Origin of the sequence: Faecalibacterium sp. BIOML-A1, assembly GCF_009679715.1 — a bacterium.
In the GTDB taxonomy this organism is placed as follows: domain Bacteria; phylum Bacillota; class Clostridia; order Oscillospirales; family Ruminococcaceae; genus Faecalibacterium; species Faecalibacterium taiwanense.
In genome coordinates this window covers 260,906-284,855 of record NZ_WKZJ01000001.1, presented here as the reverse complement: position 1 = coordinate 284,855, position 23,950 = coordinate 260,906, and the positions used below count along the sequence as shown (strand labels likewise).

Below are 23,950 nucleotides of genomic sequence, written 5' to 3'. Positions count from 1 at the left end.
ACAAAAAATCGGCCAAGCCTTGCAGCTCAGCCGATCTTTTGTTAGAAGAAAGCAGATGATCACTTCGTAAAGAGCTGGATCCACTGATGGCCCCAAGTGCTGGAGCTGTTGTAGTAGTAGCCAACACCCATTGCACGAGCTTCGGGATCCAGAATGTTTGCGCGATGGCCTTCGGAGTTCATCCAGGCATTCACGACTTCTTCAGGAGAAACGCTGCCCCATGCGGCATTCTCGCCAGCAGCGGCATCCGTCACGCCGTACTCGCTGAGAACAGTGTACCACTTGGTACCATTGGGACGAACGTGAGAATTGACGGTTGCGATCTCTTCGGCGCGCCGCTGAGCAGCTGCGGTGAGCTTTGCATCGCCCATGACCAGGGGCTGCAAGCCGTACTTTGCACGCTCGGCATTGACCAGATTCAGAACTTCCTGACGGTAGTTGCTGGTGTAAGAGTTTTCGGGGCAAGAGAAGATCAGCACCCAGTAGTTGTTGTAAACGCCGCCTTCGTAGTGGCCCACACTCATGGTGGTCACATCCGCATTCAGCATGCGCTCACGTGCGAAATCAATGTTCATCCACTGATCCACCGCTGCATCGGGGGTAGAAACGCCAGCTATGTAGTTTTCGCCAACGGACGCATCGTTGATACCATTCTCGGCGAAGATGGTAAAATCGCGCTGGCCATTGGGACGAACGTAGGAATAAGAAGAGGCCAGTTCCTTAGCGCGCTCCTGAGCGGCACTATTGTGGCTGCTGTCGCCCAGCTGAACGGGCTTCAGACCAGCCTTTGCGCGCTCGTTGTTTACGCGGCGCAGGAACTCGTTCTGATAAGCTTCGTCCTGAAAGCTGATGTAGGAATTTTCTTCTTCGATGGAGGCAGAACCCGAAGCCTCAGCTGCGTTTGCAGTAACGGGCTTGAGAGATGCAGCACCAAAAACCACAGCCAAAGTCATAGCTGCTGCTGCGATATTCTTCAGGGTGCGCATCTCGAGTTTCATAAGACATCCTCCGTAAGCTTTTGTATATAAAAGCTTTTTTGCATTCATGTGAATGCGTACTGCAACACATTTGCAACTCTTCCGTTTCAAATGTGTTGCTTTTGTGCAACAAAAGTATCACAATAGCATCTCATCGTCAAGGAGTTTCTGTCGATTTTTTGAGAGAAAATGCAAAAAATCAAAATTTCCCGTTCCGAAAACGTTTCACAAGCGCAACAGATTCATCCAAGATCCCGTGAATTTGTTACGTCCGTGTTGCGCTTCACCGTTTTCAGGATTGTTTCGTCACACTTAACGTGTTGCATTTTATTTTTCCACACCTTTTCTGCAATGTTTTTCATGCATTTTTCTGTATGTTTATTCGCTTATATGCATATTTCAAAGTGTAACAGACTTTTGTGTGCGCTTTTCCATTCCACTCCCCTCCCATCCCGCAGCCCTTTTCTGGGCTGCAGCCAGCCTCTGGCTGTACTTTCTGCAACAAAAAACAGCACAGGCAGCCTTTTCAGGGCCATCTGTGCTGTGCCGTATTCCTTACATAAAAAGAAGAGCGGCTCCGAAGAGCCGCCCTCCCACAATTCAGGCTATGCTATAAAAAGATCTCGCGTCAGTCGATCACTGAGCAGCCTTTGCTGCCTCGATCTGCTTGATCAGTTCGGGCACGACCTTGAACAGATCGCCCACGATGCCGTAGTCAGCCACGCCGAAGATGGGAGCACCCTCGTTCTTGTTGACAGCGATGATGCACTCGGAGTCCTGCATACCAGCGGTGTGCTGGATAGCGCCGGAGATGCCCAGAGCAACATAGATCTTGGGGTGCACGGTCTTGCCGGTCTGACCAACCTGATGGTCAGCGGTCATCCAGCCTGCATCGGTGACGGCACGGGAAGCACCCACAACGCCGCCGCCCAAAGCGGCAGCCAGCTGCTCAGCCAGCTCAATGCCCTTGTTGACATCCTTGCTGATGCCGCGGCCAACAGAGACGATCACGTCTGCGCCGATCAGATCGACCAGCTTCTCAGCGGCCTTCTCAACGCTCAGGACCTCGGTCTTGATGTCCTCAGCAGCCAGAGCGAATGCGGGCTTCACGATCTGGCAGGCATCAGCCTTGGCCTGATCGAAGGGAGCCTTCTTCATAACGCCGGGACGCACGGTGGACATCTGCGGACGGAAACGGGGGCAGATGATGGTAGCCATCAGATGGCCGCCGAATGCGGGACGGGTCATCTTCAGGTTGCGGTCTTCCATATCGAACTTCTGCTTGGACAGGTCGATGGTGGAGCTCTCCTTCAGGAAATCGATGTACTTTGCAGTGTCGATATCCAGATGGGTAGCATCGGCGGTCAGGCCGGTGTGCAGGCGGGCTGCGCAGCGGGGGCCGAGATCGCGGCCGATGTTGGTTGCACCGATCAGCAGGACTTCGGGCTTGTACTCGTTGACCATGTCGCACACGACCTTAGCGTATGCATCGGTGGTGTAATCCTTCAGCAGGGGGCTGTCGCAGACCATGACCTTATCGGCACCATAGCCGCCCAGCTCCTTGGCAATGCCTTCCACGTTGTCGCCCAGCAGCAGACCGGTGACCTCGCAGCCCAGCTCATCAGCCAGCTTGCGGGCCTCGCTCACCAGCTCGAAATCAGTGGGCATCAATGCGCCCTGGCGCTGCTCGCAGAAGACCCATACGCCCTTGTATTCGTTAAAATCAGCCATTGTAATCCTATGCTCCTTTCATCAGATCAGGTGCTTCTTGGCCAGGATACCAGCCAGCTGTGCGGCAGTATCGTCGCCCTTGAGCATGGTGCCTGCGCCCTTCTGCGGAGGAGTGAAGGACTTAAAGACGTTCGTCGGAGAACCCTTCAGACCAATGGTATCGACCTCGATCAGCGGATCGTCCTTCAGTGCGTTGTAATCGAACACTTCCATCGGCTTGTCGTAGCAGGTGAAGATGCCGTTCACGCTCATGTAACGGGGCTGGTTCAGCTCCTTGATGCAGGTCAGCAGGCAGGGAGTCTGCACCTTGACCATCATGTAGCCGTCCTCCAGCATACGCTTCACGGTCAGGGTGTTGCCATCCTTCTGGATGTCAGCCACATAGGTGACCTGAGGCAGGTGCAGCTTCTCAGCGATCTGAGGACCGACCTGAGCGGTATCACCATCAATTGCCTGACGGCCGCAGAACACAACGTCCTCGGGGCCGACACCGATCTTGTTGACGGCAGCAGCCAGGATCTGGCTGGTTGCGAAGGTATCGGAACCGCCGAACTCACGGCCGGAGACCAGAACAGCCTTATCTGCACCGCGGGCCAGCAGCTCACGCAGCATGCCTTCTGCCGGCGGGGGACCCATGGTAACAACAACGACTTCGCAGCCGGTAGCGTCCTTGAGCTTCAGAGCAGCCTCCAGAGCGTTCAGGTCATCAGGGTTGGTGATGGTAGCCATCGAAGCACGGTCCAGAGTGCCATCGGGCTTGACGGACACCTTGCCGGAGGTATCAGGAACCTGCTTTACACAAACAATTGCTTTCATTGTAACTCTTGCCTCCCTTACTTCAGCAGCGCGCCGGAAATGACCATCATCTGCACTTCGCTGGTGCCCTCGTAGATCTCAGTGATCTTGGCATCACGCATCATGCGCTCGATGGGATAGTCACGGGTGTAGCCGTAACCGCCGAACAGCTGCAGGCAGCGGCGGGTCACATCGCTTGCGGTGCGGGCTGCGATCAGCTTTGCCTGAGCAGCCTCAACGCTGTAACGGACCTTCTTGCCATCCATTGCTTCCTGCTTCTTCAGAGCAGCAGCGTAGACCAGATACTTTGCAGCCTCAACGCGTGCCTTCATCTCAGCCAGCTCGAACTGGGTGTTCTGGAATGCGGAAATGCTGCGGCCGAACTGCTTGCGCTCCTTGACGTAAGCAACGGTCTCTTCCAGAGCGCCCTCGGCGATGCCCAGAGCCTGAGAAGCAATGCCGATACGGCCACCGTCCAGAGTAGCCATAGCCAGCTGGAAGCCGCGGCCACGCACACCCAGCATACGGTCAGCAGGGATGCGGCAGTCCTCAAAGATCAGCTCGCAGGTGGAAGAACCGCGGATGCCCATCTTGTCCTCAGCCTTACCGACAGAGAAGCCCGGGTCGGTGCGCTCCACGATAAAGGCGGAGCACTGCTTGGTGGGACGGCCCTTCTTGTCGGGCACGATATCGGTGACAGCAATAACGATAAAGACGTTTGCGTAGCCGGCGTTGGTGATGAAGATCTTGGAACCGTTCAGGATCCAATCACCGGTCTCGGGGTCCTGCTTTGCAAAGGTCTGCTGACCCTGTGCATCAGTGCCGGCACCCGGCTCAGTCAGGCCGAAAGCACCCAGCCACTCACCGCTGCACAGCTTGGGCAGATACTTTGCCTTCTGCTCGGGAGTACCATTTTCATAAATAGGAGCAGCACACAGGCTGGTGTGAGCAGAGACGATGACACCGGTGGTGCCGCAGACCTTGCTCAGCTCTTCCACTGCCATGACGTAGGACAGCACATCGCCGCCTGCACCGCCGACCTCAGTCGGGAAATAAATGCCCATCATGCCGAGCTTGCCCATCTTTTCGACGGTCTCTTTGGGGAAGTACTCTTCCGCATCAACCTTCTTTGCCAGGGGCTTGACTTCGTTCTCAGCAAACTCGCGGTACATTTTCTGTACCATCTGCTGCTGCTTGGACAGAGTAAAATCCATCGCTATATCCTCCTAACGGGTCTTTTTCATTTACCGGAATTGCCCGGTGCAAACAAATTCCTCCCGGCCGCGTTTCCACGGTCGGGAGAAACGTTTATCAGAATTTACAGCTGGTCAACAGGGGTCTTGGTGCGGTCTGCGTTGTAAACGTAGAAGCCCTTGCCGCTCTTGCAGCCCAGGTTGCCGCCGCGGACCATCTTACGGATCAGCGGGCAGGCACGGTACTTGCTGTCGCCGGTCTCCTTGTACAGCACATCCATGATGGCCAGGCAGATATCCAGGCCGATGAAGTCGCCCAGCTCCAGGGGACCCATGGGGTGGTTGGCACCCAGCTTCATAGCGGTGTCGATGCCGGCGATATCGGAAACGCCTTCCATCTTGATGAAAGCAGCTTCGTTGATCATGGGGATCAGGATGCGGTTGACGACGAAGCCTGCAGCCTCATTGACCTGAACCGGCTGCTTGCCGATGGCAACAGAGATCTCCTTGATCTTCTCAACGGTCTCAGCGGGAGTGTTGCAGCCTGCGATGACCTCGATCAGCTTCATGCGGTCTGCGGGGTTAAAGAAGTGCATGCCGACCAGCGGACGGCTAACGCCCTTGCCGATCTCGGTGATGGACAGAGAAGAAGTGTTGGAAGCGAAGATGCACTCGGGCTTGCAGATCTTATCCAGCTCGCCGAAGGTGGTCTGTTTGACCTTCATATCCTCAAAAGCAGCCTCAACGACCAGATCGCAGTCAGCGCACAGGTCTTCCTTCAGGCCCGGGGTGATGGCAGCAACGATAGCGTCTGCCTTTTCCTGCGTCATCTTTCCCTTGGCAACCAGCTTCTCGTAGCCCTTCTTGATCTTTGCCAGACCATTCTCGGCCCACTCCTGCTTGATGTCGCACAGAGCAACGGTGTTGCCCTCAACCTGTGCAAATGCCTTTGCGATGCCCTGGCCCATGGTGCCAGCGCCGATAACACCGATCTTCATAGGAAACCTCTCCTTTAATATCAAAAATTATGTAGTAATGGATTAGTTGTTGGTGAACACTGCCTTGGGCTTCGGCTTCTCACGGCTCAGGAAGCAGGCCATGCCTTCCTTCTGGTCGTGGGTCTCGAAGCAGCTGCCGAACAGCTTTTCCTCGACCTCAACAGCCTTCTCGATGGGCAGGCTGATGCCGCCGTTGATTGCCTTCTTGCAGTTGCGTACAGCGATGGGTGCATTCTTTGCGATCTTGCCGGCCAGCTTCAGCACGTTCTCCATCAGTTCAGCCTGAGGATACACAGCGTTCACCAGACCAATGCGCAGAGCCTCGTCCGCCTTGATGTTCAGTGCAGAGTAGACCAGCTGCTTTGCCATACCCATGCCGACCAGACGTGCCAGACGCTGGGTGCCGCCGAAGCCCGGGGTGATGCCCAGACCCACTTCCGGCTGGCCGAACACAGCGTTGTCAGAGCAGATGCGGATGTCGCAGCTCATAGCCAGCTCGTTGCCGCCGCCCAGTGCAAAGCCGTTCACGGCTGCAATAACGGGGATGGGGAAGCTCTCAATCATCAGGAACACATCATTGCCCAGCTTGCCGAAGGCCTCGCCCTCTGCCTTGGTCATGGTGCTCATGGAACCGATATCTGCACCTGCCACGAAGCTCTTGTCGCCTTCGCCGGTCAGAACGATGCAGCGGACAGTCTCCTGATCCACAGCCTCAAAAGCTGCCTTCAGGTCTGCCAGAACTTCGGGATTCAGGGCATTCAGTGCCTTGGGGCGGTCGATGGTAATGATCTCAACTGCACCCTGCACCTCGGTTTTTACAAATGCCATTGTGAAAACCTCCTATTCAAATCTTATCAATTATCACAAACAGCCCCCGGACGGAGGAAAGGCTCTCCGGTTCCCTTCCCCGTCCGGGTCTGTCATTCAGTCAGGATTCCAAGAGGTGGAACTTAGTCCATCTCAACGATGGTAGCGCAGCCCATGCCGCCGCCGATGCACAGGGTAGCCAGACCCTTGTGAGCACCGCGATGCTTCATAGCATACAGCAGGGTGACCAGGATACGAGCGCCGGAAGCGCCGACCGGGTGGCCCAGAGCAATTGCGCCGCCGTTGACGTTCACCTTGCTCATATCAAAGTTCAGAGCCTGGCTGACAGCCACAGACTGAGCAGCAAATGCCTCGTTGGCCTCGATCAGATCCATGTCAGCAACGCTCATGCCGGTCTTAGCCATGACCTTCTTGGTAGCAGCGATGGGGCCCAGACCCATGACTTCCGGCTCAACGCCAGCCAAAGCACCTGCGACCCAGGTAGCCAGAGGCTTCACGCCCAGCTCCTTAGCCTTCTCCTCGCTCATGATGACCAGAGCAGCAGCGCCGTCATTGATGGCGGAAGAGTTGCCGGCGGTCACGATGCCGTCCTTGGTGAAAGCGGGCTTCAGCTTTGCCAGCACTTCAGGAGCGCTCAGACGGGGGCCTTCATCAGTATCGAACACGGTGTCGCCCTTCTTGCCCTTGATCACAACGGGAACGATCTCGTCCTTGAAAGCGCCGTCCTTGATAGCCTTGTCAGCCTTCAGCTGGCTGTTGTATGAGAACTCGTCCAGCATCTCACGGGTGATGGGGCTGTAGCCGTACTTCTTCTGATAAGTCTCGTTGGTGCAGACATTCTCAGCGGTCATGCCCATGTGCTTGTTGAAGCCGCAGGCATCCCACAGAGCATCGTTGACCATGGTATCCACGATCTCGCTCTTGCCCATGGGTGCGCCCATGCGGTAGCCGTAACGAGCCTTCTGCAGTGCGAAGGGAGCCATGTCCATGTTCTCCATGCCGCCTGCGACCACGATATCAGCATCGCCAGCCTCGATCATCTGAGCAGCCATATTGACGCAGTTCAGACCGGAGCCACACACCACGTTGACGGTGACAGCCGGGGTCTCGATGGGCAGACCAGCCTTCAGAGCAGCCTGACGTGCAACGTTCTGGCCCAGACCAGCCTGAATGACACAGCCCATGTAAACATGATCGACCTGCTCAGGTGCGACGTTTGCACGGTTCAGGGCTTCCTTGATGACGATGGAGCCCAGCTCAACTGCGGGAACGTTTGCCAGAGTGCCGCCGAACTTGCCAATAGCGGTACGGCATGCAGATGCGATAACGATCTTTTTCATGTGAATAGCCTCCTGAATTGTGTATGTGTTACTTTTCGTAAGCCATTTTTATCAAAACGCCCGTAAGCGCTTTTACAAATTAGGTCTCGGGGTCTTTTTTCTGCCGGATCAGCGCATACTTTTCGTTGACCGCCTTTTCCACATTGGGTGTGACGAACTTACCGATGTCGCTGCCGTAGTAAGCTGCCTCTTTTACAATGGTGGAAGAAAGGTAGCTCCACTTGATGCTCGTTGCCAGAAACATGGTCTCGATGCCGGGCATCAGTGCGTGATTGGTCTGCGCAAGCTGGATCTCGTTTTCAAAATCCGTCACCGCCCGCAGGCCCCGCACCATCACCGAAGCGTGCCGTTTCTTGGCGAACTCCACGGTCAGGCCGTCGAAGCTCTCCACCGAAACATTCTGGATGCCCTTGCAGCATTCCTTTAGAAGCTCCACGCGCTCCTCCACGGTGAAGAGCGGATTCTTTGCGCTGTTGATGAGCACCGCCACGATCAGATGATCGTTGATCTTTGCCGCGCGCTTGATGATATCGAGATGCCCTTTTGTGACCGGATCGAACGAACCGGGATAAACTGCTGTTGCCATCGTCTGGTGTCCTCCTTGAGCGCTGTGAAAAGCGCGTTTTGGTTCTGCCATGATAGCACTTTCCAGTCTTGGGTGCAAGATTTTTGTGCAAGCTGTACGTTTTATCGTTAAAATTTAAACAATCAATGCCGTGCTGCATCGCAGCCGCCTGCTACGCTATAAGTAAACCATATCGTCAAAATTTTATCAAGTCCTTTTGCAAAGATTTTGGTTTTTCAGCACCAAACAATCGTCCAAAAACTCCGCGAATTTTGTCCATATTGCCAGTCGGTCAAAATTTTCTCGATAAACTATTGATTCTACACATTGTTAATGTTATAACTAAGTTGTGCAGATCTGCTGCCCTGTCCGACAGCTGCCTTCTGCTGGTTATCAGGATATCATCCGCCTGTGTCAGAGCTGTGTTCAAATTGCCAACAGGTGGTAAACATCCTGCAAAGATTTGTCCGTGCAGGAAGAGTAAATGATAAATTTACAATTCCTTTATGTTATTATAGGAGAGGATGGTTTATAATGGATTTTACGGAACTGTATGCTCAGAAGAAAATGACCGCCGCTCAGGCTGCCGCACTGGTCAAAAGCGGTGACTGGGTGGATTACGGCTGGGCTGTGAACACCCCTGTGGCGGTGGATGCCGAGATCGCAAAGCGTCTGCCTGAGCTGGAAGGTGTCAACTTCCGCGGCGGCATCCTGATGTGGGTGCCCGCGATCTTCCAGATCGACGATCCCGCTGCACACATGACATGGAACAGCTGGCATATGGGCGGCATTGAGCGCAAGGCCATTGCACAGGGCTTTTCCTTCTACTCCCCCATCCGTTATTCCGAGCTGCCCCGCTACTACCGCGAAAGCCCGGATCCGCTGGATGTGGCGGTGTTCCAGGTGACCCCCATGGACGAGCATGGCTACTTCAACTTCGGCCCCAGTGCATCTCATCTGGGTGCTGTGTGCGAAAAAGCCAAGAAGATCATCGTTGAGGTCAACAAGAACATGCCCCGCTGCCTTGGCGGCATGGAGAACTGCATCCACATTTCTCAGGTCACCGGCATCGTGGAAGGCGAGAACCCGCCCATCGGCCAGATGGCCGCTCCCGGTGCTGCTACCGAAGTGGATCTGAAGGTTGCCAACCTGATCGTTCCGCAGATCCCCAACGGTGCCTGCCTGCAGCTGGGCATCGGCGGTATGCCCAATGCCATCGGCAGCCTGATCGCACAGAGCGATTTGAAGGATCTGGGCGTGCACACCGAAATGTATGTGGATGCCTTTGTGGATATCGCCAAGGCCGGCAAGATCACCGGTGCACGCAAGCAGCTGGACAAGGGCCGTCAGGTCTACGCCTTCGGTGCCGGCACCCAGAAAATGTACGATTACCTGAACGATAACCCGGAGTGCATGTCTGCACCCGTGGACTACACCAACGATATCCGCAGTATCTCCGCACTGGATAACTTTATTTCCATCAACAACGCTGTGGACATCGACCTGTTCGGTCAGGTGAACGCTGAGACTGCAGGCCTCAAGCACATCTCCGGTGCCGGCGGTCAGCTGGACTTCGTTCTGGGCGCATACCTTTCCAAGGGCGGCAAGAGCTTTATCTGCCTGTCCTCTACCTTCTTTAATAAGAAGACCGGCCAGCTGGAGAGCCGCATCCGTCCCACTCTGGAAAACGGCAGCATCGTCACCGATACCCGTGCCAACATCCACTACCTGTGCACCGAGTACGGCTGCGTGAACCTGAAGGGCCTGACCACCTGGGAAAAGGCTGAAGCTCTGATCAGCGTAGCACATCCCGACTTCCGTGAAGACCTGATCAAGGAAGCCGAAAAAATGCACATCTGGCGCAGGAGCAACAAAATCTGATAAGTGCCGCGGGGATTCCTGCTGTCCGCGGCTGAAATGGAGTCTATCATGATGGACAAAAAGCCGCACATCAAGCCCTATCTCTACGGGATGTTGGCAGGATTTGGAGCGATCTCCCTGAGCATCATCTTCTTTTTCCTGATCTACCGCTTCGATGGTTTTGGTGATGCCATCTCCACGCTGACCGGCATTCTGATGCCGTTCATCTACGGTGCCGTCATCGCCTACCTGCTCAAGCCTGTGTGCAACACCATCGAGAGCTTTCTGCGCCGGTTCATCCCGGAAAAGATGCATGGTCTGGTCAATGTGCTGTCCGTTACGCTGACCATCCTGTTCGGCCTGCTCCTTATCTACGCTTTGTGCATGATGATCATTCCGCAGCTCATTACCAGCGTGACCACCCTGTACTACACTGCGCAGCGCAACCTCGCAAAGTTCGTGCAGTGGGCGAATCATGTGGAGTTCATTGAGAACAACCAGCAGATCATGGACATGCTCAACTCTGCTTATGCCACCATCAGCACCAATATCGATGATCTGATCAAGACCCGGCTCCTGCCCTCCATGCAGAACATCGTCAGCGGTGCCGCAGTGGGTGTGCTGAACGTAGTGACCATGGCCAAGAACCTGATCATCGGCATCATCGTGGCCGTGTATATGCTGGCCAGCCGCAAGCGCTTTGTGCAGCAAGCCAAGCTGGTGCTCTACAGCATCTTCAAGCCCCGCTGGGCAGAGCTGATCAAGGAAGAAGTGAAGTACGCCGATAAGATGTTCGGCGGCTTCATCAACGGCAAGATCATGGATTCCGCCATCATCGGCGTGCTGTGCTATATCGGCTGCCTGATCTTCAAGTTCCCCAGTGCCCTTCTGGTTTCCGTGATCATCGGCGTGACCAATGTGATCCCCTTCTTCGGCCCGTTCATCGGTGCCGTGCCCGCCACCCTGCTGATCCTCATTCAGAACCCCATCAAGGCGCTATGGTTCGTCCTGTTCGTTCTGGTGCTGCAGCAGCTAGACGGAAACGTGATCGGCCCCAAGATCCTGGGCAACACCACCGGTCTTTCCAGTTTCTGGGTACTGTTCTCCATCCTGCTGTTCGGCGGTCTGTGGGGTTTTGTGGGCATGATCGTAGGTGTGCCGCTGTTTGCAGTCATCTATGATGTGATCAAAAAGCTGGTCATCCACGGCCTGAAGCGCAACAAGGAGATTGACCTGCTGCAGACTTACCACGACAACTTCGGTGACCCGGAGGACGATGTTCCGGTAGAAACGTCTGCATCGGAAGCACCTCCTGCCGAAACAAATAATCTATAAATCACAATGCCCCGGCATTCCATGTGATACGCTACCCCTAGAGTAGACAGAGACAAAAACTCTGAATACTCTGGGGGTATTTTCATGTCAAGAAAGAACAATCACTATTCACTGTTGACTGCTGCAACAACCGCCGTTACCAGCACCGTCTGTTCATCCAGATGCCGATGCAGGCTCATGTCGGTGCCATGAACCGAGCTGCACAAAAAATTCGCCGTCTCCTTGTGGAAACGGCGAACAAAAACCTTATATTATTTTTTCGTCTACTTGACAGAATGCACTTCAGTGATTCAGCACGGGTCCTGTTTTGTTATTTCTGTTTCGTGCAGGGCTTTCTGGCTGCGTTTTGTGCCGTCACTCCACGGTCACGCTCTTGGCCAGATTACGCGGCTTATCCACGTCACAGCCGCGCAGAACAGCCATATAATAGGCGAACAGCTGTAACGGCACAATGAGCTGCAGCGGCATCAGAATGTCCTCATACTCATCCAGCCGGATCACGGCATCTGCCACGCCTTCCGGCACCACAGCATCCTTTGTGGTAAACAGCAGCACCCTTGCGCCGCGGCTGCGGGTCTCCTTGGCATTGGAAATGGTCTTTTCGTACACCTGTTTCTGGGTGGCCAGTGCGATCACCGGCACACCATCGGTGATCAGGCTGATGGTACCATGTTTCAGTTCACCGGCTGCATAGGCATCCGAGTGCACATAGCTGATCTCCTTGAGTTTCAGGCTGCCCTCCAGCGAGAGCGCATAGTCGAACCAGCGCCCAATGAAGAAGCAGCTCTGGGTGTTCACATAGCGGCTGGCAAGGTACTTGATCTGCTCACAATCTGCAAGGCGCGGCTTGATGACCTCCGGTGCGCGCAGCAGCTGGGCCGTATAGCGGCGGGTCTCTGCCTCGTTCAGCCGTCCGCGCGCGTAGGCCAGCCGCAGTGCAAACAGATACAGCACGCACATCTGCACCATATACGCCTTGGTGGATGCTACCGCGATCTCCGGCCCGGCATAGGTGTACATTACATAATCTGCGGCACGTGCAATGGAGCTGCCCACCACATTCACGATGGCCAGCACCGGCACGCCGCGGCTCTTGGCCAGCTTGAGCGCTGCCAACGTGTCGCTGGTCTCGCCGGACTGGCTGATGATGATGACCAGATCGTTCTTTTCCAGAATGGGGTCCCGGTAACGGAACTCGCTGGCAATGTCCACCTCGGCGGGCACACGGGCCAACGTTTCGATGGCAGATTTGCCCACCATACCGGCATGCATAGCCGTACCGCAGCCCACCAGATGCACCCGGCCAATACCGCGCAGCACTTCATCGGTCAGCTCCGGGATGCGCAGCACCGGCAGTCCGTCCTCTACACGGGGGCTGACCGTGGCCATAATGGCCGCAGGCTGCTCGTTGATCTCCTTGAGCATAAAGTGGGGATAGCCGCCCTTTTCGGCAGCTTCCATATCCCAGTCCACCGTCAGCTGCTGACGCTCCACTGGCTCACCAAATTCGTTGTAGAAGCGGATGCCCTCTGTGGTGCAGACGGCCATATCCCCTTCTTCCAGCACGCTGTATTTCCGGGTATACTTGAGCAGTGCCGGAATATCCGAAGCCACAAAGTTTTCGCCCTCGCCCCAGCCGACGATCAGCGGGCTTTCCCGCTTGACTGCAAAAATGGTGTCCGGGTAATCCCGGAACAGCACGGCCAGCGCATAGCTGCCGCGCACCTTGGCAAGCGCCTGCTGCAATGCACGCAGCGGGTCACCGGTATAGCAGCTGTCGATCAACTTTACCAGCACTTCGGTGTCCGTCTCACTCTGGAAGGTATAGCCTTTTGCGGCCAAGCGCTCCTTGAGCAGGCCGTAATTTTCAATGATGCCATTGTGCACAATGCTCACACGCGGGGTCGAATGCGGGTGGCTGTTCACATCGCTGGGCTCGCCATGGGTAGCCCAGCGGGTGTGGCCGATGCCGCAGAAGCTTTGTGCCAGCTGCTGCGCCGCCAGCTTTTCCCGCAGGGCGGTGAGCCGTCCTTTGCTTTTTACCACGCGGATGCCGCCGTCCAGCGCAAGCGCCACACCGGCGGAGTCGTACCCGCGATACTCCAGCTTTTCCAGACCATCCAGCAGCACGTCCTGCGCACTGCGCTTACCGACATAACCAACAATGCCACACATACAAAATACCTCCATACCGACCGTTCCCGCGCAAAAAGGCGCAGTGATATCCAGTCAGCTTCCTAGTACAGTTTATGTTCTTGTATGGCTTTCTTTGAAGGGATCTGTTGCGGTATTGCTGCCGTTTTTTGCCCTTCTCTGCGGCTGGTCTAGCCCTCAGCCGGAGAAACATCCGCCGAATCTTTCGATGATTCCTCTCCTCGTCACCCTCGCGGCTGTCACCCGCGTGGCCCGGCGCTTTGCGTTACCTGTGTGCTGCGCTCTCCCCTTTCTGATGCCCCATTATAGCACAAAGGCTGGCTCAGCGCCAGCCCAAAGTTTTATGAAGTTTCGGCCGCCAGACCAGCCGGTACATCATGAGCATGTTATGCACTGCCCGGTCGTACAGCACAAAGGCAACATTGCCCATGACCAGCGTTGCCAGCGAGACAGCCAGCGCGGTGGTGCGCAGCTCCTGCGAAATGCTGCCTGCCGGCACCAGCAGAAATACCAGCCCGTACATGGCCAGCACTGCGCCGTTGCACAGCAGCAGCTTGCAGACAATGCGCAGAACCGCAGGGCGGATGCGCTCAAACTTCGGCTTTGCCAGCGGGTAATACCCCAGCAGGAACACAAAGATCAGCGCTACTTCCTTATCCGGCACGAACAGCAGTGCCAGCAGGCTGACTGCCGCATAGGCCGTCAAGGCCAGCTGCATCCCGCACTCCACGCACACCGTGGCAACAAGGAAGCCTGCCACTGCAGGCGCAATGAACATGGCAATGGGGATCACAGCTCCCAGCAGCATCAGTGCGACGCACAGCGCCGCCACAATGCCGCAGTAAGCCATGGCCCAGCTTTTTTGATGGTTTTGCTTCATGGGATCTCCCAGTTTTCGCGCTCAGCACCGGCTTCCAGCGGATCCACCGCATGGTGCAGACCAAGCAGCATGATGTTATCCAGCAGGCCGCGGTTCAATTTGATGTCCAGCATACTGTACACGCGGATCAGATCGTTGGCGGCAGCCAGTGCCTGACGGCGGGCATTCTCCACCGCCGCAGCCTGTCCTCGCAGGTCGTTGACTACGAACACGTTGTAGCGGCCGCTGCTCTTGTCCATCTCAAAGCGCTCAGCCTTATCCAGCAGGTAAAAAATGCGGCCGATGCTGCTGCCGATGTAGCGCATGCTCTTGCGCTGGCTGGGGTCGTCGGTGGCAAGGGTGGAATACAGTGCACCGTAAATGTTGCTCATGGGTTCAGCGGCAAGAGAGTAGTTCTTGGCGCTCAGGTTCATCTGCACCACGGCCTGATCCCGCTCCTGCACGAACAGCCGTTCCAGCGCCGGGTTCTCCTGCACGGCACGCTCATAGGCGCGGCGCAGCAGCAGACGGTCCACCGCACGGCGCAGGCGCTTGAGCGGCCGCAGCTCGCTGTATTTGCGGTCCTGCAGGTTGTGCCAGCCCAGCAGCACCTCCACCTGTGCGGCCAGCCGGATGCCCTGGGTCTGGCACATGAGCCTGCGCCAGGCCAGTGTGCCCGGGACCCGCTTGCGCTGGCAAGTGGCCTGCCGCCCGGCCAGACTGTCCGAAAGGATGGCAAACAGCACGCCGTTGCTCCGCAGCAGATGGCAGGAATATAATCCGTACGCCTCGTACAGCTGACGTCGCACCCCGCGCAGATAGCGCAGGTAGATATTGTAATCCCGGATGGTGAGCTCCGGCAGATATGGCCGCATCCTACCCTTCATACGCACCTTTTCCTCCTCGGAAGAACCGCAGAATAATAAGGTAAGTATAATCCATTTTCAGCCCAGGTTCAACCATCCTTTGTAAAAAGAGCATGAATTTGTCTCATCTTTGCCGCACATGGCACGGAACACAGCGTAAAACTTCCTGTGTTTGCGTCCATTTCCATCTCCTGCCAATTCAGACCCCGCTTTGTTTTTTTCCGGTAATTACCGGCTGCAATGTAAAAAGCCGCACTGGACAGCTCCGGTGCGGCAGGTAACATTTTTCAATTACTTCTTGTTAAAGCGGTTCGGTGCAGTGCGCTTGCCATCAAAGCCGGACTTCGGCATCGGCTTTGCAGTGTGCTCAAGCTTGGGCGCGCTGTAGTACATATACAGCTGGCAGGGGATCATGCCGTTGTACATCTTGCGGCGCTTGTTGGCACGCTTGCCGTAGTGGGTCTCAAAATCCATATCGGCAGTGATCGCATACACGCCTGCACAGGGGTGTGCTTCCATCTGCCGGCCCAGCGTGCGGGCCAGCTTTGCAGCACCTTCAATGGTGCTCATGCGCTCGCCATACGGGGGATTCGTCAGCACGATGGCCTCCTGCTTCGCGGCAAAGTCGGCCACATCAGCCACTTCAAAGTGGCAGCGCTTTTCCACACCGGCCAGCTTTGCATTGGCGTTGGCCAGAGCCACAGCGGCAGGGTCGATATCATAGCCAAAGGCTTCAAAACCCACATCCAGCTTGGCCTCGGCCAGTGCCTTCTGACGCTGCTCGGCCCAGATGGCTGCCGGCACAAAGCCATAGCGCTCGGCGGCAAAGCGGCGCTTCAGGCCGGGGGCAATGTTCATGGCTTTCTGAGCAGCTTCGATCAGCAGCGTGCCGCTGCCGCAGAAGGGGTCCTCCACCAGACTGTCGCGGCGCACACGGCCAAGGTCTGCAATGGTAGCCGCCAAAGTCTCGCGGATGGGTGCCTCCATGGCGTTGCGGCGGTAGCCGCGCTTGTGCAGGCCGTCGCCGGTGGTGTCCAGCATGATCTCACACTGATCCTTGCGCAGCATGAAGCGGATCTTGTACTCCGCGCCGGTCTCCGGCAGCACAGAGGTATGGTGCTTTGCCATCAGGCGCTTGACCACAGCTTTTTTGATGATGCTCTGGCAGGCAGGCACACTGGACAGCTGGCTGTTCAGCGAAGAGCCGGTGACCGAAAAGGCTGCGTCTGCGGGCAGCAGCTCCTCCCACGGGATATCGTACACGCCGTCGAACAGGTCATCAAAGGTGGCGGCCCTGTAGCGGGCCAGCAGCAGCATCACGCGCTCCACCGTGCGCAGATTAAGGTTTGCAGCAGCGATCATCTCTGCGCCGCCGGCAAAGCTCAGACGGCCATCGTCCACGCGGATATTCTCTGCGCCGATGCGGGTCAGCTCAAATTTTGCAGTGGATTCACACCCAAAAAAGCAGGGCGCGATCAGTTCAAATTTTGCAGGCATTGTGGTTCCTTTCTTTTATTACGGAAAAAACAGACCTGCCCGATCAAATGAGACAGGTCTGTTTCCGTTATTTTGATCAGGCTTGAAAAGCGCAGGCCTTTCCGCTCAGCGGCGGCCACCGCGGCCGCGAGGCGCATAACCACCGCCGCGGCGGTTATTGGTCTCGTGATCAAGATCGGCCATCTTCTCTTCGCTCTGGCTCTTGAAGCGGCTCATCATGTCCTCAAAGCTCATGTTATCGGAACGGACGGGAGCCTTGGGCTGCCATACACGGGGTGCGCTGTCGCGGGCAGGGCCTCTGCCGCCCTCACGCGGGGGGCGGCCAGCGCCGCCGCGGCCTGCACCAAAATGACCACCCTCGCGGGGGCCGCCCGGACGGGGACCACCAGAGCGCGGACCGCCTGCAGGGCCTCTGCCCTCACGCGCCGGGCGCGGAGGCGGCGGCAGCAGGCGCTTGATGGACAGCGCGATCTTGCCATCCGGTGCAATGTTGATCACCTGCACCTTGACGATATCACCATCGTGCAGAACAGCTGCAATGTCCTGCACGAACTCGTTGGACACCTCGGAAATATGGACCATGCCTACACGGCCCTCCGGCAGTGCGACAAAAGCGCCAAACGGCTTTACACCGGTGACGCGGCCCTCGAATACGTTCCCTACCTCAATTGCCAAAACTCAATACTCCTTGTTTTCCATAGAATGGGCAGCAATTCAGCTGCCGGTCACATCCACAAAGATGCGCTCGTTGGGTGCAGCGTAATTGTAAGAATCCCGCGCGACCCACTCGGTGATCTGGTCTGCATCGCCGCTGAGAATGCGCTGCATCTCCTCGTTTTCAGTCTTTTGCTGGGCGATCTGCTCGTTCAGCGTGTCCAGCTCCGCACGTTTGGAGCTGATGGTGACCTGATTGGAAATGTATGCTGCCAGCATACTCAGCAGCAGCAGGACAAAAAACACCCGTACAAGCGTTTTAACGACCACTTTCTTCTTGCGTTTTCTGCGGTCCGGTGCTGCCATGATCTCTTCTGCCCCCGTTGCATTTGACTCTTACTTTAACACATATGAATTATACATCATGCGGCGCTGGTTTGGCAAGTTCTTTTTGCGCTTTTTTGCAGTTCTTTTTGCGCTGCGGCGTAGTTTGCGCGCCTTTCTCCGCCGGGCGTGCCGCCGCTCTGCCGGCCGGAGCACCCGGCGCTGTAAAACGCCTCCCGCTGCACGCAGCGGCGCACCCAGCACAAAGGCTGCTGCACCGGCACCGGCAAAGGCTGCCGCAGCCATGTACCAGCGCAGAACACCGGCACTGCTCTGCCCTGCTGCGTAGCTCTGCACAGCGGCCAGCACAGCACCCATCCACACCAGATCCGGCACAAAAGCTGCACGCCCTCTGGCCGGGAATACAGCCCGCAGTGCGCCGATACTGGCTCCCAGCACCGTGCAGGCAGCGATCTCCTGCCCAAGGGCTGCAGGCGGCAGTACCGGGATCATCGCAGCAGGCGGCGCAGGAAACCGCCCGCCGGTGCGCTGGCCGTATATTCCAGCGTGTCGATGCGGCCGGTGAACTTCGCCTCCCCGGTCTCCAGATCCAGCGCCGCCATGTTCAGCTGCGCCCCGGTCAGGTGCAGCGTGCCCTTGCCCGTTTCCATGGCAGCGCTGTCGGCATTGCAGTGCAGTACCTTCTGCACACCGGTCACCGTCAGGCGGGCGCGGCTTTCCAAGATCAGATCGTGCGGCGCGGGCTGCGGATCTCTGGGTGTTTTTTCCGGCATGGTTCGTCTCCCCTTTTCTGGTGCATCCTATGCACCGGACCGGGGCTTTTATGCCTGCTCGCCCTCTGCAATGATCTCGTACATCTCGCGGGCCACATCCTTGGTGCGCGGCTCCACATCCGAGAGCACCTTTACCTTGATGGGCCGGTTGCCGAAGGTCACCTCGATGATGTCGCCCGCCTTGACGGCCTGACTGGCCTTGGCGATCTTGCCGTTGATGAGGATGCGGCCTGCATCGGCCACCTCGTTTGCCACGGTGCGGCGCTTGATCAGACGCGAAACTTTCAAATATTTATCCAGACGCATGGTTCTTCCTCCTGTCACAAAAAAAGCCGCCGCACCCTCTTGCAGGCAGCGGCGGCAAAGCAGATACAGCTTACAGGGTGTCCTTCAGGGACTTGCCGGGCTTGAACACGATGCTGCGGGAAGCGGCAATGGTGATCGGCTCACGGGTGCGGGGGTTGATGCCCTGACGCTCGGCGCGCTCACGCATCTCAAAGGTGCCAAAACCGGAAATGGTGATCTTTTCGCCCTCAGACATGGCCTTGCTCAGTGCTTCAAACACAGCATTGACAGCCTGCTCAGCGCTCTTCTTGCTCATCTCAGTGTTCGCAGCAACCTGTGCGATCAGATCGGTCTTCGTCATAAAAATACCCTCCAGATTTGTTACTTGGTGTTCTTTTTTCTCTATCGGAGCAGGTCACTCGACCTGAGTACCGCTTTGTTCTTTCTGCGCCAGCAGTTCTGCACAATAGCGCTTGGATGCAAAGGTCAGCGCTTCCTCCGCGTCCACACCAGCCAGCCGCATGGCATTGGCCGCAGCAAACAGCAGTTCTCCCGCCGCCTGTGCGTCCTGTTCCCGGTTCCAGCCGTCCAGTGCTGCCCGCAAAGCCTGCCGTGCCGTTTCCGGCGCAGACTGCTCTGCCCCGCAGCGGTCGGCACGCTTCTGCAGCTTCTGGGCACGCATCAAAGCAGGCAGCGTAACCGGCACTGTGCCCAGCTCATCAGCCAGAGTGGTGCGGCCCTTTTCCTTATTTTTGAGCGCATCCCAGCCGTTTATACCCGCATTTTGTGCCGCCGAGGACGCAAAGATGTTCGGATGCCGGAACACCAGCTTCTCGCACACCTCACGGCAGACATCCTCAAAAGTAAAGCGCCCGCGCTCTTCTTCGATCACCGCGTGGAACGCCACCTGCATCAGCACATCGCCCAGCTCTTCCTGCATCAACTGCGGATCGTCAGCATCAATGGCCTCCAGCGCTTCGCAGGTCTCTTCCAGAAAGTTCTTCCGGATGGAAGCATGGGTCTGTACCTTATCCCACGGACAGCCGTTCTCCGGGTCCCGCAGGATACGCAGAATTTCCAGCAGCTGCTCTGCCGTATAGGGTGCCTTTGGCTGCCAGTCCAGCACAGCGCTCACCTGCCTTGTAAAAGATACTGTATATTGTATCGCATCTCATGCAGTTTTGCAAGACAAAGTGCGCAAATTTCCCGCATTTCGCCTGCATTTTCCGCTCGCAAAAACAGGACGGTGCCCTGTGGGGAGCGCCGCCCTGTTGCTGAACCGTTTTATTACAGCTGTGCACCGCACTTGTTGCAGAACAGTGCATCGTCCGAGACGGGAGCACCGCACTGCGGGCAGGCTTTGTGCTCTTCCGGTTGGTCAGCAGGAACTTCCTCGTGCACCACATATTCCGCCTCGGCAGCTTCCGCCGGGGTCAGGGATGCTTTCAGGCGGGCGATCTCCTGCTCGATGTTATCGATCATCTCGATATACTTATCCACCAGCGGCTGGTTTTCTTCCTTGCCCTTGGCCAGACTGTACACCAGTGCGCCCAACTGGCGCTGTGCCTTGAGCAGCTTGCCCTGCTCATTTACGATCAAAGCCTGAGTCTTGCCCTTTTCGGCCAGGTCCAGTGCAGCGTTCTTGCCTTTTTCGGCATATTCCAGACCCATTTCCTTGATCTTGTTGAAATCCATAAAAGACACCTCTCTTACTATCGGCCTGTTTATCGTGGGCCATGTGCGGATGGTATCTCCATTATAGCGCACAGGCCGCTCGTTTGCAATGAACGGGCCGCATTTTTTACAGTTTGGTGCCGGTTTGGAAACAATTTTTTCGCATTCGGCCTAAATTTACACGACAATTTCACACATTGGCATTCTGTGCCCTGCGGTCGGCTGCGCCGCCATAGAATTCCCGCAGCATGCTGTCTTCCGGCAGCAGCTCCAGCTCCAGCGGTGCCACATGCTCAAAGCGGCGGGCTGTCTCGTCCCACAGCTCCGCATTGTGACCTTCCAGCGTGAACTGACGGCGCACCACGCCCAGCAGCTTGGAGATCAGGCCCAGCTCGTAGGTAAAGGAGGTATCCAGCAAAAAGTCTGCCGTGGTTTTGAAGCCCTTGATATACCGCGTCTCACCGTCCAGCACGCGGTCCCACATGGCAAGGGTCTTTTCCGGGCTGCGGCCGCGCGCTGCAGCGTCCCGCAGGGTGCGGCGGCACAGGCGGATATCCTGCGTGTTGATGACGCGGCGGCCATCGATGCAGTATTCCTCCCGCAGGCCTGCATAGATGCGGTAGATGTCGTCGCCCTTTACAAGGCCTGTCAGCTCCGGGTTCAGCGCATGGATGCCCTCCACGATGCATACACCGCCCTGCAAGTCGATGGGCTCCACCTCTGCCGAGCGCTTTTCGGCAGAGAAATCGTAGATGGGCAGAACGGTCTTGCCCATCTCGCTCAGCTCCCGCAGGCACTGCTTGATGAGAGGCAGATCCAGCGTATCGGGGTTCTCGTAGTCCAGCGTGCCGTCCGGCAGGCGCGGATAGAACTCTGCGCCTTTGAAGAAATTATCCAGACTGACCACCTGCGCCGGGGTCCCGCGCTTTTGCAGAGCCTTTGCCAGACAGTGGGCGCTGGTGGTCTTGCCGCTGGCCGACGGGCCGGTGAGCATGACGATCTTTGCGCCGGAAAGCTGCACTTTCTGGGCGGCGTAATCTACCCTTTGGGCATAGCTCTGCTCACTCAGGTCGGCAAGTGCCTGCGGGCTGCGGGCTGCCACATTGTACAGATCGATCTCAACCAGACGTTTGGGTACCCAAATCGTGATCATAAAAATCAGCCACTCCTTTTTTGCGTTCCAGCACCTCCGCAAAACGCTGGATATATTCGTTCGGATACTTAAAATTGAAAATGCGCTGCATCCGTTTTCCGCCGTCGGCCACCAGCTTGGTGCTGCCGCCTGCACCGGCGGAGAGGATGGTCTGGACTTCCTCCATGATATAGATGTTGTAATATCCCTCGTGGCCCGGCTTGCACCAGCCCACGTTTTCCAGGTTCTGCAGAGTATTCTTCTGGCGGTAGAGATAGTAGGGCCGGTAACCCGCCTCGGCCAGCAGATTGCACTTTTCCAGCATGGCGGCGACGTCGGCGTAGTCGTTTTCCTTCTGGTCCTCAATGACGATGCGGGAAGCGCGCTTGAGGGTGAGGGTGTGCACGGTGATGTTCTCCGGGTCCAGCGCGATGGCCTGCCGCAGGCTGCGCTCAAAACTTTCCACCGTGTCGCCGGGCAGACCGGCGATCAGGTCCATGTTGATATCATCATGACCGGCCTTGCGCGCTTCGGCATAGCAGTCCAGAATGTCCTGCGCCGAGTGCTTGCGCCCAATGCCCGCCAGCACCTCGTCCGAGAAGGTCTGCGGATTGATAGAGATGCGGGTAGCGCCGTATTCCTTGATGACCGCCAGCTTTTCGGCATCCGTGCAGTCCGGACGGCCTGCCTCCACCGTATATTCCACGACTTTCGAGAGGTCAAAATTCGCCCGGACCGTGCCCATCAGCTGCCGCAGCTGGTCGGCAGACAGGCTGGTGGGCGTGCCGCCGCCGATGTAGATGCTGCACAGTTTCAGGCCTGCCTTGTCAGCCTGAATGCGGATCTCTTCCACCTCTCGGCACAAACAGTCCACATAAGGCTGCACCATCTTGCGGTCGCGGTCCAGATTGCAGCTGACAAAGCTGCAGTAGCTGCACCGGGACGGGCAGAACGGGATGCCGATGTACAGGCTGTAGGTCCCGGGTTCATTGCCCACTTTCAAAATCGGCTCCTGCAGGTCGGCAATGGCCTTGGCCATCTGGTATTTCTGCTGGGAGCAGTCGAACCGGTCAAGGAAGAAGCGGTCGATCTCCGCTTCCGTCCAGCCTGCGGCGCGCTTGTCGTGGATGAGCCGCACCGGGCGCACACCGGTCATTTTGCCCCATGGCGGGCGGATGCCGGTCCAATCCCGCAGCAGATCATAGGTCAGGCTGGCAAGGCTGAACTCCGGCGTTTCGCCGCCCTGTTCCACAGGCGCGGGCAGCGGTGCGTGTCGTTCAGCACTTCTGCCGCCCTGACGCACCAGTGCATGCAGGCCGTCCGGCGTTTTTTCTGCCCAGACGCAGTCCTCGGCGTTCTCCGGCGGGGTGAGGGTGAGCGGTGCCATGGGGTAAAACAAACGCACCAGATGCTCCACTTCGTAGCCGGAAGGCAGGCCGGTAATATAAATCTTCATGTTGTTCACTCTTTAAAATAAATCATTGTTGCCGCGCACAGCGCTGCGGATGAAGTAATTGTTGTCCAGTTCATCGCCAAAGGTGGAGAACTCGCCATGGCCGGGCAGCACCTGCGTGCCGCGCGGGATGGGCAGCTTTGCCAGTTTACGCAGACTCTCGGCCATCTGTGCACTGCTGCCGCCCTCCAGATCGGTACGGCCGATGCTGCCTGCAAACAGGGTATCGCCGCAGAAGAGATACTCGCCGCACAGCAGCACCACGCCGCCGGGCGTATGGCCGGGCGTGTGCCAGACCGTGAACTGCAGCTCGTCTACCGAGACAGTCTCCCCTTCTGCGTAGCCGCAGTCCGCTGCGCTCAGCGGATACATGCGGTCGCCTGCAAGGTCGGCAGCCTCACAGTAGAGCTTTGCGTTCCACTCGGTGCGCAAAGCTTCGGCGCTGCCCACATGGTCGTAGTGGCCGTGGGTGCACAGGATGGTGGTGAGCTGCGCATTGTTTTCCTTTAAAATTTTATCGTAGGTCTGCGCATCTGCCGCCGGATCAATGACCACGGCATGGCCTGCGTCGGAAATGAGCAGGAAGGTATTGGTATACAGCGGCGCAGCGCCCGGAATATGAAAAGCCTGCATGGC

Annotated in this window: 25 protein-coding genes; 2 read left to right on the top strand and 23 right to left on the bottom strand. The window is 57.0% G+C overall.

Going from position 1 to position 23,950, the window contains the following annotated elements:
* Positions 1-59: 59 nt before the first annotated feature.
* The 8 genes from GKG36_RS01435 to coaD form a co-directional block, all read right to left on the bottom strand.
* On the bottom strand, positions 60-998 hold the full coding sequence (locus tag GKG36_RS01435; protein WP_154258714.1) for a CAP domain-containing protein: 939 nt from the start codon (positions 996-998) through the stop codon (positions 60-62).
* A gap of 615 nt (positions 999-1,613) precedes the next feature.
* Complete coding sequence (acrA, locus tag GKG36_RS01430; RefSeq protein ID WP_005940176.1) at positions 1,614-2,708, bottom strand: acryloyl-CoA reductase electron transfer subunit beta; 1,095 nt, start codon at positions 2,706-2,708, stop codon at positions 1,614-1,616.
* A 21-nt stretch (positions 2,709-2,729) separates the two neighbouring features.
* The gene (acrB, locus tag GKG36_RS01425; RefSeq protein WP_005940175.1) at positions 2,730-3,524 is read right to left on the bottom strand and encodes an acryloyl-CoA reductase electron transfer subunit gamma; all 795 of its coding nucleotides are present in this window, start codon (positions 3,522-3,524) and stop codon (positions 2,730-2,732) included.
* A gap of 17 nt (positions 3,525-3,541) precedes the next feature.
* Positions 3,542-4,717: an acyl-CoA dehydrogenase family protein gene (locus GKG36_RS01420; protein ID WP_005940174.1), complete on the bottom strand. Its 1,176-nt coding sequence runs from the start codon at positions 4,715-4,717 to the stop codon at positions 3,542-3,544.
* A gap of 104 nt (positions 4,718-4,821) precedes the next feature.
* Positions 4,822-5,694: a 3-hydroxyacyl-CoA dehydrogenase NAD-binding domain-containing protein gene (locus tag GKG36_RS01415; RefSeq protein ID WP_005940172.1), complete on the bottom strand. Its 873-nt coding sequence runs from the start codon at positions 5,692-5,694 to the stop codon at positions 4,822-4,824.
* A 42-nt stretch (positions 5,695-5,736) separates the two neighbouring features.
* Entirely contained in the window at positions 5,737-6,522 is a 786-nt protein-coding gene (locus GKG36_RS01410) for an enoyl-CoA hydratase-related protein (protein WP_097774828.1), read from the bottom strand.
* 122 nt (positions 6,523-6,644) lie between these two features.
* Positions 6,645-7,862: an acetyl-CoA C-acetyltransferase gene (locus tag GKG36_RS01405; protein ID WP_097774827.1), complete on the bottom strand. Its 1,218-nt coding sequence runs from the start codon at positions 7,860-7,862 to the stop codon at positions 6,645-6,647.
* A gap of 79 nt (positions 7,863-7,941) precedes the next feature.
* On the bottom strand, positions 7,942-8,448 hold the full coding sequence (coaD, locus tag GKG36_RS01400) for a pantetheine-phosphate adenylyltransferase (protein ID WP_120019708.1): 507 nt from the start codon (positions 8,446-8,448) through the stop codon (positions 7,942-7,944).
* Positions 8,449-8,961: 513 nt separating this feature from the next.
* On the opposite strand from coaD, the gene GKG36_RS01395 reads away from it, so the two are divergent.
* A complete protein-coding gene (locus GKG36_RS01395) occupies positions 8,962-10,308 on the top strand; it encodes a butyryl-CoA:acetate CoA-transferase (protein WP_154258712.1) in 1,347 nt (448 codons plus the stop codon).
* Between the two features lie 48 nt (positions 10,309-10,356).
* Complete coding sequence (locus GKG36_RS01390; RefSeq protein ID WP_173012854.1) at positions 10,357-11,622, top strand: AI-2E family transporter; 1,266 nt, start codon at positions 10,357-10,359, stop codon at positions 11,620-11,622.
* A 354-nt stretch (positions 11,623-11,976) separates the two neighbouring features.
* Here the strand turns inward: GKG36_RS01390 and glmS are convergent, their stop codons facing one another.
* The 15 genes from glmS to GKG36_RS01315 all read right to left on the bottom strand — a co-directional run bounded on the left by glmS (position 11,977) and on the right by GKG36_RS01315 (position 23,947).
* Positions 11,977-13,797, bottom strand: a complete 1,821-nt coding sequence (gene glmS, locus GKG36_RS01385) for a glutamine--fructose-6-phosphate transaminase (isomerizing) (protein WP_154258708.1) — start codon at positions 13,795-13,797, stop codon at positions 11,977-11,979.
* A 301-nt stretch (positions 13,798-14,098) separates the two neighbouring features.
* Positions 14,099-14,656 (bottom strand): hypothetical protein, encoded by a 558-nt coding sequence (locus GKG36_RS01380; protein WP_154258706.1) that lies wholly within the window; start codon positions 14,654-14,656, stop codon positions 14,099-14,101.
* Positions 14,653-15,522: a DUF5685 family protein gene (locus GKG36_RS01375; protein WP_154258704.1), complete on the bottom strand. Its 870-nt coding sequence runs from the start codon at positions 15,520-15,522 to the stop codon at positions 14,653-14,655. Before GKG36_RS01375 ends, GKG36_RS01380 begins: the two co-directional genes overlap by 4 nt.
* Positions 15,523-15,792: 270 nt before the next feature.
* A complete protein-coding gene (locus GKG36_RS01370) occupies positions 15,793-16,998 on the bottom strand; it encodes a class I SAM-dependent RNA methyltransferase (RefSeq protein WP_154258702.1) in 1,206 nt (401 codons plus the stop codon).
* Between the two features lie 105 nt (positions 16,999-17,103).
* Positions 17,104-17,673, bottom strand: a complete 570-nt coding sequence (locus GKG36_RS01365) for a S1 RNA-binding domain-containing protein (protein ID WP_005940140.1) — start codon at positions 17,671-17,673, stop codon at positions 17,104-17,106.
* A gap of 39 nt (positions 17,674-17,712) precedes the next feature.
* Positions 17,713-18,018, bottom strand: a complete 306-nt coding sequence (locus tag GKG36_RS01360; RefSeq protein ID WP_005940137.1) for a septum formation initiator family protein — start codon at positions 18,016-18,018, stop codon at positions 17,713-17,715.
* 30 nt (positions 18,019-18,048) lie between these two features.
* Positions 18,049-18,489: a hypothetical protein gene (locus GKG36_RS01355; protein WP_154258700.1), complete on the bottom strand. Its 441-nt coding sequence runs from the start codon at positions 18,487-18,489 to the stop codon at positions 18,049-18,051.
* The gene (locus tag GKG36_RS01350; protein ID WP_005940132.1) at positions 18,486-18,770 is read right to left on the bottom strand and encodes a YabP/YqfC family sporulation protein; all 285 of its coding nucleotides are present in this window, start codon (positions 18,768-18,770) and stop codon (positions 18,486-18,488) included. The genes GKG36_RS01355 and GKG36_RS01350 overlap by 4 nt, the downstream gene beginning before the upstream one ends.
* 48 nt (positions 18,771-18,818) lie before the next feature.
* Positions 18,819-19,076 (bottom strand): RNA-binding S4 domain-containing protein, encoded by a 258-nt coding sequence (locus GKG36_RS01345; protein ID WP_005940129.1) that lies wholly within the window; start codon positions 19,074-19,076, stop codon positions 18,819-18,821.
* A gap of 70 nt (positions 19,077-19,146) precedes the next feature.
* A complete protein-coding gene (locus tag GKG36_RS01340) occupies positions 19,147-19,416 on the bottom strand; it encodes an HU family DNA-binding protein (RefSeq protein WP_005940126.1) in 270 nt (89 codons plus the stop codon).
* A 54-nt stretch (positions 19,417-19,470) separates the two neighbouring features.
* The gene (locus GKG36_RS01335; RefSeq protein WP_223387844.1) at positions 19,471-20,181 is read right to left on the bottom strand and encodes a MazG family protein; all 711 of its coding nucleotides are present in this window, start codon (positions 20,179-20,181) and stop codon (positions 19,471-19,473) included.
* 161 nt (positions 20,182-20,342) lie between these two features.
* Complete coding sequence (locus tag GKG36_RS01330; RefSeq protein WP_097774820.1) at positions 20,343-20,750, bottom strand: zinc ribbon domain-containing protein; 408 nt, start codon at positions 20,748-20,750, stop codon at positions 20,343-20,345.
* A gap of 169 nt (positions 20,751-20,919) precedes the next feature.
* A complete protein-coding gene (locus GKG36_RS01325; protein ID WP_154258698.1) occupies positions 20,920-21,882 on the bottom strand; it encodes a nucleoside kinase in 963 nt (320 codons plus the stop codon).
* Entirely contained in the window at positions 21,848-23,317 is a 1,470-nt protein-coding gene (gene hemZ / locus GKG36_RS01320) for a coproporphyrinogen dehydrogenase HemZ (protein ID WP_154258696.1), read from the bottom strand. Before hemZ ends, GKG36_RS01325 begins: the two co-directional genes overlap by 35 nt.
* 12 nt (positions 23,318-23,329) lie before the next feature.
* Positions 23,330-23,947 carry an MBL fold metallo-hydrolase gene (locus GKG36_RS01315; protein ID WP_097774817.1) on the bottom strand — a complete coding sequence of 206 codons (618 nt, stop codon included), beginning with the start codon at positions 23,945-23,947 and terminating at the stop codon, positions 23,330-23,332.
* Positions 23,948-23,950: the final 3 nt, after the last annotated feature.

Coding starts and splice junctions, on each gene's coding strand:
- GKG36_RS01435 (WP_154258714.1), bottom strand. CDS start 998: ATGAAACTCGAGATGCGCACCCTGAAGAATATCGCAGCAGCAGCTATG.
- acrA (WP_005940176.1), bottom strand. CDS start 2,708: ATGGCTGATTTTAACGAATACAAGGGCGTATGGGTCTTCTGCGAGCAG.
- acrB (WP_005940175.1), bottom strand. CDS start 3,524: ATGAAAGCAATTGTTTGTGTAAAGCAGGTTCCTGATACCTCCGGCAAG.
- GKG36_RS01420 (WP_005940174.1), bottom strand. CDS start 4,717: ATGGATTTTACTCTGTCCAAGCAGCAGCAGATGGTACAGAAAATGTAC.
- GKG36_RS01415 (WP_005940172.1), bottom strand. CDS start 5,694: ATGAAGATCGGTGTTATCGGCGCTGGCACCATGGGCCAGGGCATCGCA.
- GKG36_RS01410 (WP_097774828.1), bottom strand. CDS start 6,522: ATGGCATTTGTAAAAACCGAGGTGCAGGGTGCAGTTGAGATCATTACC.
- GKG36_RS01405 (WP_097774827.1), bottom strand. CDS start 7,862: ATGAAAAAGATCGTTATCGCATCTGCATGCCGTACCGCTATTGGCAAG.
- coaD (WP_120019708.1), bottom strand. CDS start 8,448: ATGGCAACAGCAGTTTATCCCGGTTCGTTCGATCCGGTCACAAAAGGG.
- GKG36_RS01395 (WP_154258712.1), top strand. CDS start 8,962: ATGGATTTTACGGAACTGTATGCTCAGAAGAAAATGACCGCCGCTCAG.
- GKG36_RS01390 (WP_173012854.1), top strand. CDS start 10,357: ATGATGGACAAAAAGCCGCACATCAAGCCCTATCTCTACGGGATGTTG.
- glmS (WP_154258708.1), bottom strand. CDS start 13,797: ATGTGTGGCATTGTTGGTTATGTCGGTAAGCGCAGTGCGCAGGACGTG.
- GKG36_RS01380 (WP_154258706.1), bottom strand. CDS start 14,656: ATGAAGCAAAACCATCAAAAAAGCTGGGCCATGGCTTACTGCGGCATT.
- GKG36_RS01375 (WP_154258704.1), bottom strand. CDS start 15,522: ATGAAGGGTAGGATGCGGCCATATCTGCCGGAGCTCACCATCCGGGAT.
- GKG36_RS01370 (WP_154258702.1), bottom strand. CDS start 16,998: ATGCCTGCAAAATTTGAACTGATCGCGCCCTGCTTTTTTGGGTGTGAA.
- GKG36_RS01360 (WP_005940137.1), bottom strand. CDS start 18,018: ATGGCAGCACCGGACCGCAGAAAACGCAAGAAGAAAGTGGTCGTTAAA.
- GKG36_RS01355 (WP_154258700.1), bottom strand. CDS start 18,489: ATGATCCCGGTACTGCCGCCTGCAGCCCTTGGGCAGGAGATCGCTGCC.
- GKG36_RS01350 (WP_005940132.1), bottom strand. CDS start 18,770: ATGCCGGAAAAAACACCCAGAGATCCGCAGCCCGCGCCGCACGATCTG.
- GKG36_RS01345 (WP_005940129.1), bottom strand. CDS start 19,076: ATGCGTCTGGATAAATATTTGAAAGTTTCGCGTCTGATCAAGCGCCGC.
- GKG36_RS01340 (WP_005940126.1), bottom strand. CDS start 19,416: ATGACGAAGACCGATCTGATCGCACAGGTTGCTGCGAACACTGAGATG.
- GKG36_RS01330 (WP_097774820.1), bottom strand. CDS start 20,750: ATGGATTTCAACAAGATCAAGGAAATGGGTCTGGAATATGCCGAAAAA.
- GKG36_RS01325 (WP_154258698.1), bottom strand. CDS start 21,882: ATGATCACGATTTGGGTACCCAAACGTCTGGTTGAGATCGATCTGTAC.
- hemZ (WP_154258696.1), bottom strand. CDS start 23,317: ATGAAGATTTATATTACCGGCCTGCCTTCCGGCTACGAAGTGGAGCAT.
- GKG36_RS01315 (WP_097774817.1), bottom strand. CDS start 23,947: ATGCAGGCTTTTCATATTCCGGGCGCTGCGCCGCTGTATACCAATACC.